We start from the raw sequence: 13,481 nt of genomic DNA on the forward strand, positions 1-13,481 counted from the left end.
TCAACTGTATGGATTAAATAGCCTAACAGACCAGCGAATCACCAGGAAGACCCATTAGTCTTAGATTGTGACAAAACCCAGGGAAGGGCCGCTCCGGCACGCCACCATGCGCGAACGCAATCTCGCCGTGGTGCTGGAGCAGGTCGTACGCTGCCAGCCGGTCACCCGTGCCCGGCTCGCCGAGCAGACCGGGTTCACCAAGACCACCGTCTCCAACCTGCTCGCGGTGCTCGAAGGCGCCGGGCTGGTCCAGGACGGCGCGCTGGTCCAGGGCGGCGAGCGCGGCCGGCCCGGGATCGCCGTCTCGGTCAACGGCGACGGCGCCGCCGCGCTCGGGCTGGAGATCAACGTCGACTACCTCGCCGCGTGCGTACTGGACCTGGGCCGGCGCACCCGCTACCACCAGCTCGTGACCTTCGACAACCGGGGGCGTGCGCCCGAGTCGGTGATCTCCTCGCTGGGGCGGCTGGCCGCCGAGGCCGTCGCCGCGGCCGCCGGGCAGGGCCTGGCGGTGGCGGGCGCGACGGTCGCCGTCCCCGGCCTGCTCGACCGGGAGAACGGCCTGGTCCGCCGCGCCCCGAACCTCGGCTGGACCGACGTCCCGGTCAGTGCCCTGCTCCGCGACGCGCTGCCCGACCTGCCGATCCCCGCCACCCACGACAATGAGGCCAACCTGGCCGCGCTGGCGGAGCTGTGGTTCGGCGACGGCGCGCGGCACGGCGGCTTCATCCACGTCTCGGGTGAGATCGGGATCGGCGCCGGCATCGTCATGGACGGTCAGGTGCTGCGCGGCACGCACGGGTTCGCCGGCGAGCTCGGCCACCTCGTCGTGGAGCCGGGCGGCGCGCCGTGCACCTGCGGCGGGCGCGGCTGCCTGGAGCAGATCGCCGGTCAGGACGCCATCCTGCGCGCCGCCGGGCTGCCCGCCGTCACGGCCACCACGGCGGCCAAGCCGGACGGCCCGATCAGGGAGCTCCTTGACCTGCTGGAGCGCTCGGACCAGCGGGCGCTGGCCGCGCTCGACGGCGCGGGCCGGGCACTCGGCGCCACCCTCGCCTCGGCCGTCAACCTGGTCGACCCCGGCGCGATCGTCCTCGGCGGCATCTTCTCGCCGCTGGCCTCATGGATCGGCCCGGCGGTCGAGGCCGCGCTGGGGGAGGGGAGCGGCTCGCTGCGTACCGCCGTACCGCCGGTGGTCGCCTCGGAGCTGGCGGGGAACGCCGCGGTGCTCGGCGCGGCCGGCGTGGTGATCGAACGCGTCATCGGCCACCCGGCCCTCCTGCTGTCCCCCTAGCGCCTTCACCGACGTAGCGCCCTTCACCGACGAGCGCTCACGCCGATGTCGCGCCCTTCACTGCTGGGCTCACCGATGGGCGGCCGCGGGCGTGCGAGTCGGGGAGCTCGGCGCCGTGGATCGTGCGCGCCACAGCGCGACGGCCAGCCAGAGGCCGCCGACGGCGATCAGCGCGCCGTGCGCGATCCGCAGCGAGTACGGCCCGAAGAACTGCGGGATGAACAGCGCGAACCCCACTGCGAACGGCACCCCGCTCCACCTGGCCAGCGTGCCGGACCGCCACACGGCCACCGCCGCCATGACCGCCCCCACGCCCAGCAGCGCGAGCCCGGCGGCGAACATGGTCACCGCCACCGGCCCGAACCGGAACTCCGCGGCCAGCTCCATCAGCGCCGGAGCGTGGTCGCGCAGCGACCGGCGGGCGATGACGTTCAGCCCGAAGTCCTCGGCGCCGTAGTAGGGCAGGGTGAGGCCCGCGCCGATCCACGTCACCGCCGCCGCCCGCAGCGACAGCCGGTCGCCCAGCACCTGGTGCAGTCCCAGGACGGCCAGCCCGGTGAGGATGAAGCCGATCATGGCGGCCAGGTGGCCGTATACCCACGCGCCCGACGCCATGGCGGCCGCGTCGTCGCCGGACGGCCGCACGGCCGGATAGATGAGGAACAGCACACCGCCGGCGGCGAAGGCCGCAGAGGTCAGCCGGGCGTTCATGGTCACTCCAAAGGGGAAGGGCATTGCTCTCTTGTGTGAGCAATGCTCTCCCTTTGGAGCGTTGATGTCAAGAGCGGTGCTCTCGCTTGGCGAGCAGGGGTACGAGGGTGCGGTCGCCGAGGCGGGTCATCGCGGCCAGTGGCTTCGTGGCCGCGCCGACCAGTAGCGGCAGGCCCGGCTTGCCCGTCGCCCTGGCCAGGGCGGGGCCGAGGGCGGCCATCATGGCGGTCAGACCCGGCAGCGGCCTGATCCACATGGTGATCTCCTTGATCAGGCCCTGGTCGTCGAGGTGCAGCAGGGCCGACTCCTCGATCTCCTGGCGGCCCAGGCGGGCGGTGGCGGCGAGCATGCGGGTTCGCTCGTCGCCCACGTCCGTGTGGTAGCGCAGATCGGACAGGGCGCTCATCGCCGCCGTGAACAGGTCGCGTACCTGCTCCTGGCCGTGGAAGGTCGCCGTGGCGCTGAGGGGGGAGTGGAAGATCACGTCCGGCGCCAGGGCGGACATGATCGCGTTGACGTTCTTCGCCTCGCCGGCCTCGCGGTAGGCGCGGGCAGGTGAGTCCTGAATGTGAACTGTCATGAGTTCACTTTATCAACCCACTATGCTGGGGTCGTGAACAGGTTCGGAGAGATGCACTGCTCCATCGCTCAGGCCGTCGGCGTGGTCGCCGAGCCGTGGACGCCGTTGATCCTGCGGGATCTGTTCCTGGGGGTGTGCCGGTTCGACGATCTCGCGGAGGATCTGGGCATCTCGCGCAACCTGCTGACGCGGCGGCTGGAGCGCCTGGTGGAGTCGGGGGTGGTGGAGCGGCGGCCCTATCAGGAACGGCCGGTGCGCTTCACGTACACGCTGACCGAGGCGGGTCGTGACATCGTGCCCGCGCTGTTCACGCTGATGGCCTGGGGGGACCGCTGGGCGACCCCGCCCGGCGGGCCGCCCGCGCTGCTGGTGCACTCCTGCGGCGAGCAGTTCACGCCGGTCGTGACGTGCCCGCACTGCGGGGGGCGGGCCGACGCGGACACGGTGCGGGCCGTAGGCGGCCCCGGCGCCGCTCAGGGGCCCGGCACGATGGTCCTCGCCGCCCCCGGCAGACGCGACGAGCTCGCCCCCGGCGGACGCGACGGGGCCGCCCCGCAAGACGGCGAGGCGGCCCCGTAAGACACGGCAAAGGCGTCAGATCCGCGCGGGCACCTCGTTGCCCGCGTCGCGGATGGCCTTCGGCAGGTTGACCATGGCCAGCAGGACGAAGCCGATCACGAAGAAGATGATCATCGAGATGATGGCGATCCGGTAGCTGTTGGTGAGCTGGATCGCGATCGTCACCGTCAGGGAGCCGATGAACGCCGACCCCTTGTCGCTGATCTGCAGCAGGCTGAAGTATTCGGCCTCCCGCCCCTTCGGGATCACCAGCGAGAACAGCGAGCGCGACAGCGCCTGGGTGCCGCCCAGCACGATCGAGATGGCGAACGCGAGCAGGTAGAACTGCAGGGCGGCCTTCTCCTGCAGGAAGTACGCGATCAGCACGATCACCGTCCACACCACCAGGCTGCCCAGCACCGTGTGCTTGGTGCCGAACCGGCGGGCCAGCCAGCCCATCAGCAGGGCGCCGAAGAACGCCACGAACTGCACCATGAGGATCGCGCTGATCTGCGTCTCCTTGCTCAGCTTGAGCGCCTCGGAGGCGAAGGCCGAGCTGTTGCCGATGACGGTCTGCACGCCGTCGTTGTAGACGAGGTAGGCCACCAGGAACAGCAGCGTCAGCGGATATTGGCGCAGCTCGCTCAGCGTACGGCCGAGCTGCCTGAAGCTGCCGCCGACAGAGCGCAGCGCCGTGCTCTCGTGGGCCGCGACCGGCCGGTTGCGGAGTCTCAGCAGGGGGACGATCGTGAAGATCGCCCACCACAGGCCCGCCGACATCATGCTGATCCGCACCGACATGCCCTCGTCCAGCCCGAAGCTCTCGTGCTTGAGGTAGAGGACCAGGTTGAGCGCGAGCAGCACGCCGCCGCCCAGGTAGCCGATCGCCCAGCCGCGCGAGGAGACGCGGTCGCGTTCCTCGGCGGTGGAGATCTGCGGCAGGAACGAGTCGTAGACCACCACGGACGAGCCGTAGGCCAGGTTGGCCAGGATGAACAGCACCCCGCCCAGCATGTAGCGGTCGCCCTCGAGGAAGTACAGGCCCACGGTGGCCAGCGCGCCCACGTAGGCGAAGCCGCCGAGCATCTCCTTCTTGCGCCCGGTGTGGTCGGCCAGCGCGCCCACGACCGGCAGGAAGAGGATCTGCAGCAGCACCGCCACGGTCAGCGTCAGCCCGAAGAAGGCGGCCGGTCTGATGTCGGCGCCCAGCACGTCCACGTAGCCCAGGCCCGGGTTGGCCTCGGCCAGCTTGTCGAAGTCGGTCGAGCAGGTGGCGGCCGCGATTGAGGGGAAGTCCTTGGCGCAGGCCGCGGTCCTGGCGACCGAGATGAGGTACGGGCTGAGGAAGACCGAGATGATCGTGGTGTAGAAGGCGGAGTTGGCCCAGTCGTAGACGTACCAGCCGCGTTGTTCGCGCCTGCGTGCCGAGGGAGAGTCGGCGGTGTCGTCGGGAGCCGCGGGGGGTGCGGGTACGGGCATGTGTCGTGTCGCTCCTATGCGGCCATGCGGCCCGGATGCCACAGGCCGCGACGCTCCAGCACGTCACGCAGGCCGGTGACGTTGTCGGTCATGACACCGTCGACGCCGAGGTCGAGCAGGTGCTCCATGCGGGCGGGGTCGTTGATCGTCCATACGTGCACCTGCATGCCGATGGCGTGCGCCGTACGGATGAGACGGCCGGTGGTGACGCGCAGGCCGCGGAAGCCCACCGGCACCTGCGCGCAGGGCACGCCCGCGCGCTTGAGCCGGGTCAGCAGCCGGCCGTAGCCGGAGGTGGACGCGGCGGCGCGCAGTGCGGCGACGCCGCGCGGGCCGAGCGCCGAGCAGACCTCCCGGCCGAGCGCGGCCCTGGCCAGCACCAGGCGCTCGTCGGAGAAGGAGGTCAGGCAGATCCGGTCGTAGGCCCCGGTGCGCCGGACCGCCTCGGCGAGCGGCGCGATCGCGGCGGCCTCCTTCACGTCGATGTTGAAGCGGATCTCCGGCCAGCCGCCGAGCAGATCCTCCAGCAGCGGGATCTCGTGCACACCCCCGATGCGCGCCCGCCTGACCGTGCTGTAGGGCAGCTCCGAGATGCGGCCGCGCCGGTCGGTGACCCGGTCGAGGGTGTGGTCGTGGAAGGCGAGCAGCACGCCGTCGGCCGTGGCGTGCGCGTCGGTCTCCAGGTAGCGATAGCCCAGCCGGACGGCCTGCTCGAAGGCCGCGACGGAGTTCTCGGCGCCCTCGGCGGCGCCCCCGCGATGCGCGAAGGCCAGCGGGCCCGGATGATCGAGAAACGCGAAGCGGCGGCTGAGCACGTCCTGAAGTATGCCTTCCGTGGGTGAAAAATAAGGTTACGAATCAGGGAGATTCTGCCATTCCTGGCGCCGGGCCTCGGCCAGCGCGATGGCGGCGGCCACTGAGACGTTGAACGAGCCGACCCGCCCGACCTGCGGGATGTAGCAGACCCCGTCGACGGCGTCGAGCAGGGCCGGTGAGCAGCCGTGGTCCTCGCTGCCGACCACCAGGCACACGTCGCGGCCCAGGTCGGCCTGGTGCAGGGGCACGGCCTCGGCGGTCAGTTCGATGGCCAGCACGGAGTAGCCGTCCTCGCGGGCGGCCTTCACGGCGTCGACGGCGGGGACCGGCTCGTGCCAGGTGACCAGCCGCTCGGTGCCGAGTGCCGTCTTGCCCGCCTTCGGGTTGGTCGGCGGGGTGGCGTTGCCCGCCAGCCAGATCTGGTCGACGCCGAACGCGGCGGCGCTGCGGAAGATCGAGCCGACGTTGAACGGGCCGGTGACCGACTCGAGGATCAGCGACAGCCGGTTCGAGGTGTTTCTGCGCCAGGTGCGGTTGAGCCGCTTGACGTCGGTGGGGCGCAGCTGCCTTCTCATCGGGTTACCTTCAGGATTCGGTAGGCGGCGCGGGAGGCCGCGCGGCCGGCCTGCCAGCCCTGCTCGCCGAGCCAGCGCTGCAGCGAGTCGGAGCCGAGGTGCTTCTGTACGACCAGGTAGGCGACGCCGTCGGGCGTCAGCCGGGTGAGCCAGCGGGTGAGCATCTCGTGCAGGGCGGGCTTGCCAATACGGATAGCGGGATTAGACCAGATAGCCCGAAATTTCACGTCATCGGGTACCTCGTCGATATGCAGCGACCTTACTTTGTCAAGGCGCGCGGCCTGGGCATTGCGCGCCGTGAGCTCCACGCTGCGCCGGTTCACATCCACGGCCCAGACGGTCGCGCCGGGCGCCCGCGAGGCCATGGTCAGCGCGATCGGGCCGTAGCCGCAGCCCAGGTCGAGCAGGTCGCCCTCCTGTGGCGGCGGCGGGACGCTCTCCAGCAGCACGCGGGTGCCGAGATCGACCCGCTCGGGCGAGAACACCCCCCGGTCGGTCTCCAATCGCAGGTGCAGGTCGGGCAGCACCAGGTCGACGGAGCCCGGCCGGCTCGCGGTCCGCGGCTGTTCGGAGAAGTAGTGGGCCACGTGCCAAAACGTTACGGGATCCGGGCACCGAACAGGACCGCGGCACCCGCCACCAGCAGTCCGGCCACGATGGCGGCCACGATGAACCACTGGGTGACCTCCTGGTCCACCAGCTTGAAGCCGAGCGAGGTGCCGATCTGCTCGTAGACGTCACGCAGCTCGCTGCCGGACTCCGCGGCGTAGGCCCGGCCGCTGGTGCCGTCGGACAGTGACTGCAGGGTCTGCTTGTTGACCGGCACGTTCACCGGCCGGCCATCGATGGAGACGGTGCCCTCCTGCGTGCCGTACGCGATGGTGGAGACCGGCACCCGGGCCTGCTGGGCGGCGTCGATGGCCTCGTTGACGCCCCGGCCCGAGGTGTTGTCGCCGTCGGACAGCAGCACGATCGCGGCCGGTGGCGGGTCGGTGGCGGCCTGCTGGTCGAAGGAGCGCACGGAGTCGAGCGAGTTGAACACCGCCTCGCCGATCGCGGTGCCCGGCCGGGTGGTCAGGTTGCCGATCGCGGTCACGACGGCCTGGTGGTCGGTGGTGGGGGCGATGACCACGTTGGCCGAGCGGGCGAAGGAGACCACGCCGACGTTGAAGCGGTCGGGCAGCTCCCTGGCGAACGCCTGGGCGGCCGCCTTGGCGGCGCTGATCCTGTTGGGCTGGACGTCGTCGGCGTCCATGGACAGCGACACGTCCAGCGCGATCATGATGGTGGCCCGGTCGCGCGGCACCTTCACCTGGTCGGCCGGCTTGGCCGCGCCGATGACCAGGAGCGACATCATGGCCAGGAACAGCAGCGGCGCCACGTGCCGCCGCCAGCCGGGGCCCGCGGGCGCGACCAGGTCGAGCAGCGCGAGGTTGGTGAAGCGCACGGTGTAGCGGCGCCGGGCGAACTGCGCCACGACGTATCCGACCACGAGCAGCGCCACCACCGCGAACAGCCACAACCACGCCGGCGACAGAAAGGTCACCCTGCCTCCTTTTTCGGCATAGGGCCATTGTCGCGCTGTTCGACGCTGGTCCTGCTACGCACGTGCCCTCCGATGGGCGAGATGGGTCATGCGCCGCTGGCGGAGGACGAACTGCGCGATGTCGAACACCCAGTCCCTGTCGGTCCGCAGCACCAGGTGCGCCACACCGGCGCGGCGCAGCGCGGCCTTGGTGCCTTCGCGTTGCAGTGCTGCGGCTTCGGCATAGTCTCGGCGTACTTTAGGGGAAAGGTGCACTTCGCGTACGTGCCCGCTCTCGGGGTCGGCGAACGCGACCCGGCCCACATCGGGGAGTTCGAGCTCGCGCGGATCGATGATCTCCACGGCCAGCACCTGGTGGCGGGCCGACAATCGCTTGATCGGCCGCTCCCAGGGCCGCTCGGCGCCGGGGTCGAGCTCGGGCTTGGCGTCGAGGAAATCCGACACGATCAGCCGCATGCCGCGCCGCCTGCGGGTGGCGGCCAGCACGTCGATGCCCTCCGCCAGGTCGGGCGCGTCGGGTACGGCCTGCCCGCGCGGCGCGTCCATCAGCGAGTGCAGCAGCCCGTACAGGGCGGGCCGCCCGGTGCGCGCCGGCATCCGGTGCACGAACTCGTCGTGCAGCACCAGCGCCCCGAACCGGTCGCCCATCCGGCTGGACAGGAACCCGATCGCGCCCACCGCGGCCACCACCAGGTCGCGCTTGTCGCTCTCGGCGGTGCCGAAGTCCATGCTGGGCGACAGATCGGCCAGCGCCCACGTCTCCAGCTCGCGGTCGGCGATCAGGTCGCGGACGTGCGGCACGGTCGTGCGGGCGGTGACCGCCCAGTCCATCCGGCGCACGTCGTCCTCGCCGGGCACGTAGACGCGGCTGTCGCCCGCCTCGCTGCCCGTTCCCGGCAGCAGCCCCAGGTGAGCGCCGTGCAGCAGCCCGTCGAGCCGCCGGGTCACCGTCAGCTCCAGCCGCCGCAGCGCCTGCTCGGCCGTCCTCATCGGCCGCGCTCCGTTTCCGTCATCGGTTCTGGTTCCAGACGACGAGGGGCGGCGGTACGGCGTGCAGGATCTGCCGGACGACCTGTTCGGGATCGACGCCGTCGGCCAGCGCGTCGAAGGTGAGCATCAGCCGGTGCGACATCACGTCGACGGCCACGTCCCGTACGTCGTCGGGCAGCAGGTAGTCACGGCCGCGCAGCAGGGCCAGGGCGCGCCCGGCGGAGACCAGGCCGAGCGTGGCGCGCGGGCTGACGCCGATCTCGATGGTGTCGGCCAGCTGGCCCAGCCCGTACTCGGCGGGCGATCGGGTGGACATGACCAGCCGTACGACATAGTCGGCGACGAGCTGGTGGACCGAGATCTGCTCGGCCGCCTCCTGCAGCGCCATCAGCCGCGTGGGGTCCAGCACGCGCTCGGGCGTCGGCGGGGTGACGCTCATGCGGTGCAGGATCTCCAGCTCCTCGTGTGCGCTCGGGTGCGGCACCCGTACGCGGAACAGGAACCGGTCGCGCTGCACCTCGGGCAGCGGGTAGACGCCTTCGGACTCGATCGGGTTCTGGGTGGCCAGCACGATGAACGGCTTGGGCAGCTGGTGCGTGACCCCGGCCAGCGTGACCTGGCGCTCGGCCATCACCTCCAGCAGCGCCGACTGAACCTTGGCGGGCGCCCGGTTGATCTCGTCGGCGAGCAGGAAGTTGACGAACACCGGACCCAGTTCGACGTCGAACTTCTCGTTGGAGGGATGGAACACGCGGGTGCCGACGATGTCGCTCGGCACCAGGTCCGGGGTGAACTGGATCCGGGCGAACGTGCCGCCCACCACCGTGGCCAAGGTGGACGCGGCGAGGGTCTTGGCGACGCCTGGCACGCCTTCCAGCAGGCAGTGACCGCGGGCCAGCAACGCGACGACCAGCCTCTCGACCATGTGGTCCTGGCCGACGATCACCCGCCGGACCTCGTCAAGGGTCTGACGCAGCACGGCCGCATCGGTTTCGTCTGGCAAATCTTCGGCGACGCTCATGACGCCATTCCACCAAACGTCCCGCAAACGTGCACGGCGCCGGTCTGTGCTTTCATGGCAAACGTGGCCAGTCCGCTGCAGTACGGAGATCCGCCCCGGCTGGGGCCGTTCGTGGTGCAGGCCCGCCTGCACTCGGCGCCGGCCGGTTTCGTCTACCTCGGGCAGGGGGCGGACGGGCGCGCCGTCTCCCTGGCCGTGCTGACCCGGGGCGCCGCCTTCGACGCCGCCGCGCGCGAACGGTTCGTGACCGTGATGCGCGAGGCCGCGCCCGCCGGCATGCGCGGCTGGCTCGGCCGGGCCACCAAGACGCGCGCCGCGGTGCTGGACGGCGCGCCGGAGGTTCTGGCGATGGAGACCGGCACGGCGCCCTGGGTAGCGGTGCCGTACGCGCCGGGCCGGCCGGGGGCCGAGTGGTTCCTGGAGCCGGTGATGGTCGGCGGCACCCTCATCGGCCAGGCGCACGGCCCGGACTTCGTGCCGTACTGGCTGACCGACCGCGCTCCCGCCCTGCCCGGCCAACCGCGCGGCCGCCGGCCGCTCACCGAGACCCGCCGGCGGGTGCTGCTGGCCGCGCTGGCGCTGGCCGTGCTGTTGCTGCTGGCCACGGTGATCGCGTTGCTGCTGATCATGGGCAGGGAGGACGCCGAGCCGCTGCCCAGGCCACTGCCGCCGACGAACTTCCAGCCGACGGCGCCCCCTACGCCGGCCTCGCCGGAGCCGCAGCAGCCGACGCCCAGCCAGACGCCGGCGCCGAGCAAGAGCGGGCAGGGCACGCCGGGGCCGTCGCCCGGCGAGGACACGGGAGACGGCTCGCCGCTCTGACCGCTGTTAAATGGTTTGAGCCTCACGTTACGTGAGGTTCTAGCGTCCGTGGGCATGGAATTCATCGTTCAAGACACGCTCACGCCCATGGCCGAGCTGCTGGCGCAGCCGCTGGAGCGGCGCACCGACCTGCTGCGCGAGCTGCTCGAGCCCATCCGCCAGGTCATCCCGGTGCCTGGCGACATCGTCGACATCCACCACCAGGGCAGCGGCTTCCGGGTGGACGCCGAGGACCCGCGGTATCTGCCCGCGCTCCACGCCATGATGGAGGCGGACGTCCTGGGGCAGATCGAGGGCGAGCTGCACCGGGCCGCCGATCGGCTGTCCCACCTCAAGCTGCCCGAGTCGTTGCGGGTGCTGTTCGTGCTGGGCGATCCCGGCAGCGAGCAGCTGATGAAGGTCACGGGCGGCTACTACGGGATGGGCAGCTCGCCTGGCCTGCTGTACCTGCTCGGCTGGCCGTCGGAGGAGATCATCGGCAGGATCGCGCACTGTGCCGTCCACGAGTTCCACCACCAGGCGCGCTACACCAACGTGCCGTGGCACCCGACGGTGGGGGAGCACGTGATCTCCGAAGGGCTGGCGGAGGCGTTCGTACGGGAGCTGTCGGGGGTCGAGGCCATGGGGCCGTGGTCGTCGATGGTCAGCGGCGAGGAGCTGGAGCGGGCCGACGAGAAGATCATGGCCGACTTCGACCTGGAGGGGATGCACCTCACGTCCGCGTACGTGCTGGGGGACACCACCGTGGCGCGGTTCGGGCAGGAGCCTCGCGGTATTCCGGACATGGCGGGATATGCGGTGGGGTTGCGGCTGGTGGACGCACACCTGGCCGCCACTGGGATGACGGTCGCGGAGAGCACGGCACTACCGCTGTCGCAGCTCGTACGGCGGGGCGAGGCTTCGTCTTAGCCGGGTGAGGCCAGATCTCGGCGGGATGATCTCAGCGGGGCGAGACGAAGCCCGACTCGTAGGCGGCGATCACGGCCTGGGTGCGGTCTCGCGCGCCCAGCTTCGTGAGCACGTTGCCGACGTGCGTCTTGACGGTCTCCTGGCTGACGACCAGCTCGGCGGCGATCTCGCCGTTGGACAGCCCCCTGGTCATCAGCCGCAGCACGTCACCCTCGCGGCCCGTCAGCCGCCCGATGCCGGGCACCGAGGCGGGCCGGGCGGCAGGGGACTGGCGGCCGGCCAGCGTCCGGATCGCCGCCGGGAACAGCAGCGACTCCCCGGCCGCCACCAGCTTGATCGCGTGGACCAGCTCGTCGGGCCTGGTCCGCTTGAGCAGGAACCCGCTGGCGCCCGCCCGCAACGCCTCGTAGACGTAGTCGTCGTTCTCGAACGTGGTGACCACCAGCACCTTGGGCGCCTCGTCCATGGCCACCAGGCGCCGGGTGGCCTGGATGCCGTCCACGGCGGGCATGCGTACGTCCATCAGGACCACGTCGGGCCGCTCGCGGCGCACCACGGGCACCACCGCGGCACCGTCACCGGCCTCGCCGACCACGCTCAGCCCCGGCTCGGCGTCGATGATGACCCGCAGACCGGCCCGGATGAGGTCCTCGTCGTCGGCGATCACGACCTTGAGCGTCACGAGCCCGCCCGCCGGAACGTCGCCCGCCGGGGCGCCGCCCGCCGGGGCGCCGACCGTGGCTGTGCCGATCGCCGGGACGCAGACCGTGGCGATGTCAACCATGAGGGTGTCGACCATGAGGGGGCCGACCATGGGGGTGTCACGGAACCGACCGTAGTGGCAGCCGGACGGACACGCGCCAGCCGCCCTCCACCGGTCCCGCCTCCAGATCGCCGCGCAGCAGCCGGACACGCTCCCCCATACCGGTCACACCCCGACCACCCGACCGGCCGCCGGATCCGGCGGCCGACCGGCTGTCCGGTTCCATGCCCGGCCGCTTGGTCTGCGCGCTTGACCGATGGGTCTGTCTGGTCTGTGCGCTTGACCGACCATCCAACCGGGCGCCGGTCGTGGCGGTCCCGTTGGTGATCTCCACTCTCAGGTCGTCGTCCTGTACGGCGACGGCCAGGCGTACCGGCCCCTGACCGTGTTTGATGGCGTTGGTCAGTGCTTCCTGGACGATCCGGTAGGCCTCCCTGGAGACCACGGCGGGCACGCCGGTCAGGTCGCCCACCTCGGGGCGCACGTCGGCGCCGGTGGCGGTGGCGAGGTCGCCGAGATCGGCCAGTGTCGCCTGCGGCGGCCCGGCCTCCGGGGGTGGGGAGCCGTCGCGCAGGACGCCGAGGACGTGGTCGAGATCGTCCAGGGCGGCGCGGGCCGACTGCTCGATGGCCGCCAGGGCCGTCCTGGCCGTCTCCGGGTCACGGTCGAGCACCCGCCCGGCCGCGGCGGCCTGGAGGGTGACGACGCTCAGGGCGTGACCGACGGAGTCGTGCAGTTCGCGCGCCAGGCGGTTGCGCTCGGCCAGCGTACGGGCCTGACGCTCGGCCGCGGCCAGTCGTTCGCCCGGGGTGGGGCCGAGCAGCGCGGGGGCCAGCCGGGCCAGCAGGGCGCCCCCACCGGCCGCGACCAGCACCACCGCGCCCAGCACGACCAGCCCGAGCAGCGGCCAGCCCAGTGCCGCCCAGCCCGGCTCGACGTCGAACCCCAGCAGGCGCGCGGGCCCGCCGACGAACGGCACCGCGAACGTGAAGACCGTGAACGGAATCCCGGCCAGCGTGAACCCGCTCGCCACGCCGCCGACTCCCAGGTGGAGGGTGTACCAGGCGGTCGTGCGCCACCGTTCCTCCCACGACCGGCGCGCCTGCCTGGGCGGCGTCTCCACGCCGACGCCGAGCAGCCCTTGAGCGGCGCTCACCTCCAGCGCCCGTACCGGCAGGAACAGCCCGGTCAGCGTCACCACCGGCAGCACCGCCACGAACACCCCGAGCTGGGCGGGCAGGAACATATTGACCGACTGGCCCTGGAGCAGGCCCGACGTCAGGACCCCGGCCATCATGTACGGCATCAGCAGCGCGCCGCCGAGGATCAGGCACGCCCATCGCCGGGGCAGGTTCCATCTCACACTCGCGATTGTATGTCGATGGTTATTCGCTCTCGGTGGAATGCGCCTTTAGAG

At 71.4% G+C, this 13,481-nt stretch carries 15 protein-coding genes; 4 read left to right on the top strand and 11 right to left on the bottom strand.

Going from position 1 to position 13,481, the window contains the following annotated elements; all coding sequences use genetic code 11:
* The first annotated feature begins 67 nt into the window (after nucleotides 1-67).
* Nucleotides 68-1,294 carry an ROK family protein gene (locus ACGFJ2_RS46050; RefSeq protein ID WP_393479444.1) on the top strand — a complete coding sequence of 409 codons (1,227 nt, stop codon included), beginning with the start codon at nucleotides 68-70 and terminating at the stop codon, nucleotides 1,292-1,294.
* Nucleotides 1,295-1,363: 69 nt separating this feature from the next.
* Here the strand turns inward: ACGFJ2_RS46050 and ACGFJ2_RS46055 are convergent, their stop codons facing one another.
* Nucleotides 1,364-2,005, bottom strand: a complete 642-nt coding sequence (locus ACGFJ2_RS46055; RefSeq protein ID WP_393479446.1) for a hypothetical protein — start codon at nucleotides 2,003-2,005, stop codon at nucleotides 1,364-1,366.
* A 67-nt stretch (nucleotides 2,006-2,072) separates the two neighbouring features.
* Nucleotides 2,073-2,585 carry a nuclear transport factor 2 family protein gene (locus ACGFJ2_RS46060; protein WP_357951803.1) on the bottom strand — a complete coding sequence of 171 codons (513 nt, stop codon included), beginning with the start codon at nucleotides 2,583-2,585 and terminating at the stop codon, nucleotides 2,073-2,075.
* 33 nt (nucleotides 2,586-2,618) lie between these two features.
* Here ACGFJ2_RS46060 and ACGFJ2_RS46065 point away from each other — a divergent pair, with 33 nt between their 5' ends.
* On the top strand, nucleotides 2,619-3,164 hold the full coding sequence (locus ACGFJ2_RS46065; RefSeq protein WP_357951805.1) for a helix-turn-helix domain-containing protein: 546 nt from the start codon (nucleotides 2,619-2,621) through the stop codon (nucleotides 3,162-3,164).
* 15 nt (nucleotides 3,165-3,179) lie between these two features.
* On the opposite strand, the gene ACGFJ2_RS46070 is transcribed toward ACGFJ2_RS46065, so the two are convergent.
* From ACGFJ2_RS46070 to ACGFJ2_RS46100, 7 genes are read right to left on the bottom strand one after another with little or no spacing between them, the layout of a single operon-like run.
* The gene (locus ACGFJ2_RS46070; protein ID WP_357951807.1) at nucleotides 3,180-4,622 is read right to left on the bottom strand and encodes an MFS transporter; all 1,443 of its coding nucleotides are present in this window, start codon (nucleotides 4,620-4,622) and stop codon (nucleotides 3,180-3,182) included.
* A 14-nt stretch (nucleotides 4,623-4,636) separates the two neighbouring features.
* On the bottom strand, nucleotides 4,637-5,437 hold the full coding sequence (locus tag ACGFJ2_RS46075; RefSeq protein WP_357951809.1) for a glycerophosphodiester phosphodiesterase family protein: 801 nt from the start codon (nucleotides 5,435-5,437) through the stop codon (nucleotides 4,637-4,639).
* A 36-nt stretch (nucleotides 5,438-5,473) separates the two neighbouring features.
* On the bottom strand, nucleotides 5,474-6,013 hold the full coding sequence (locus ACGFJ2_RS46080) for a TrmH family RNA methyltransferase (protein ID WP_358186117.1): 540 nt from the start codon (nucleotides 6,011-6,013) through the stop codon (nucleotides 5,474-5,476).
* Nucleotides 6,010-6,600: a methyltransferase gene (locus tag ACGFJ2_RS46085; protein WP_357951811.1), complete on the bottom strand. Its 591-nt coding sequence runs from the start codon at nucleotides 6,598-6,600 to the stop codon at nucleotides 6,010-6,012. The genes ACGFJ2_RS46080 and ACGFJ2_RS46085 overlap by 4 nt, the downstream gene beginning before the upstream one ends.
* 11 nt (nucleotides 6,601-6,611) lie before the next feature.
* Nucleotides 6,612-7,559, bottom strand: coding sequence for a VWA domain-containing protein (locus tag ACGFJ2_RS46090; RefSeq protein ID WP_357951813.1), 948 nt, complete (start codon nucleotides 7,557-7,559; stop codon nucleotides 6,612-6,614).
* A 54-nt stretch (nucleotides 7,560-7,613) separates the two neighbouring features.
* Nucleotides 7,614-8,549, bottom strand: coding sequence for a DUF58 domain-containing protein (locus ACGFJ2_RS46095; protein WP_357951815.1), 936 nt, complete (start codon nucleotides 8,547-8,549; stop codon nucleotides 7,614-7,616).
* A 19-nt stretch (nucleotides 8,550-8,568) separates the two neighbouring features.
* Entirely contained in the window at nucleotides 8,569-9,570 is a 1,002-nt protein-coding gene (locus tag ACGFJ2_RS46100) for a MoxR family ATPase (protein WP_357951817.1), read from the bottom strand.
* Nucleotides 9,571-9,624: 54 nt separating this feature from the next.
* On the opposite strand from ACGFJ2_RS46100, the gene ACGFJ2_RS46105 reads away from it, so the two are divergent.
* Together ACGFJ2_RS46105 and ACGFJ2_RS46110 are read left to right on the top strand one after the other, a co-directional pair.
* The gene (locus tag ACGFJ2_RS46105) at nucleotides 9,625-10,392 is read left to right on the top strand and encodes a hypothetical protein (protein ID WP_357951819.1); all 768 of its coding nucleotides are present in this window, start codon (nucleotides 9,625-9,627) and stop codon (nucleotides 10,390-10,392) included.
* 54 nt (nucleotides 10,393-10,446) lie between these two features.
* A complete protein-coding gene (locus ACGFJ2_RS46110; protein ID WP_393479452.1) occupies nucleotides 10,447-11,301 on the top strand; it encodes a DUF2268 domain-containing protein in 855 nt (284 codons plus the stop codon).
* A gap of 31 nt (nucleotides 11,302-11,332) precedes the next feature.
* Here ACGFJ2_RS46110 and ACGFJ2_RS46115 read toward each other — a convergent pair whose 3' ends face one another.
* Together ACGFJ2_RS46115 and ACGFJ2_RS46120 are read right to left on the bottom strand one after the other, a co-directional pair.
* Complete coding sequence (locus ACGFJ2_RS46115) at nucleotides 11,333-11,983, bottom strand: response regulator (protein WP_393479905.1); 651 nt, start codon at nucleotides 11,981-11,983, stop codon at nucleotides 11,333-11,335.
* 139 nt (nucleotides 11,984-12,122) lie between these two features.
* Nucleotides 12,123-13,427: a sensor histidine kinase gene (locus ACGFJ2_RS46120; protein ID WP_393479455.1), complete on the bottom strand. Its 1,305-nt coding sequence runs from the start codon at nucleotides 13,425-13,427 to the stop codon at nucleotides 12,123-12,125.
* Between the last annotated feature and the right edge of the window lie 54 nt (nucleotides 13,428-13,481).

The organism is Nonomuraea sp. NPDC049028 (assembly GCF_043197735.1).
Taxonomy (GTDB): Bacteria; Actinomycetota; Actinomycetes; order Streptosporangiales; family Streptosporangiaceae; genus Nonomuraea.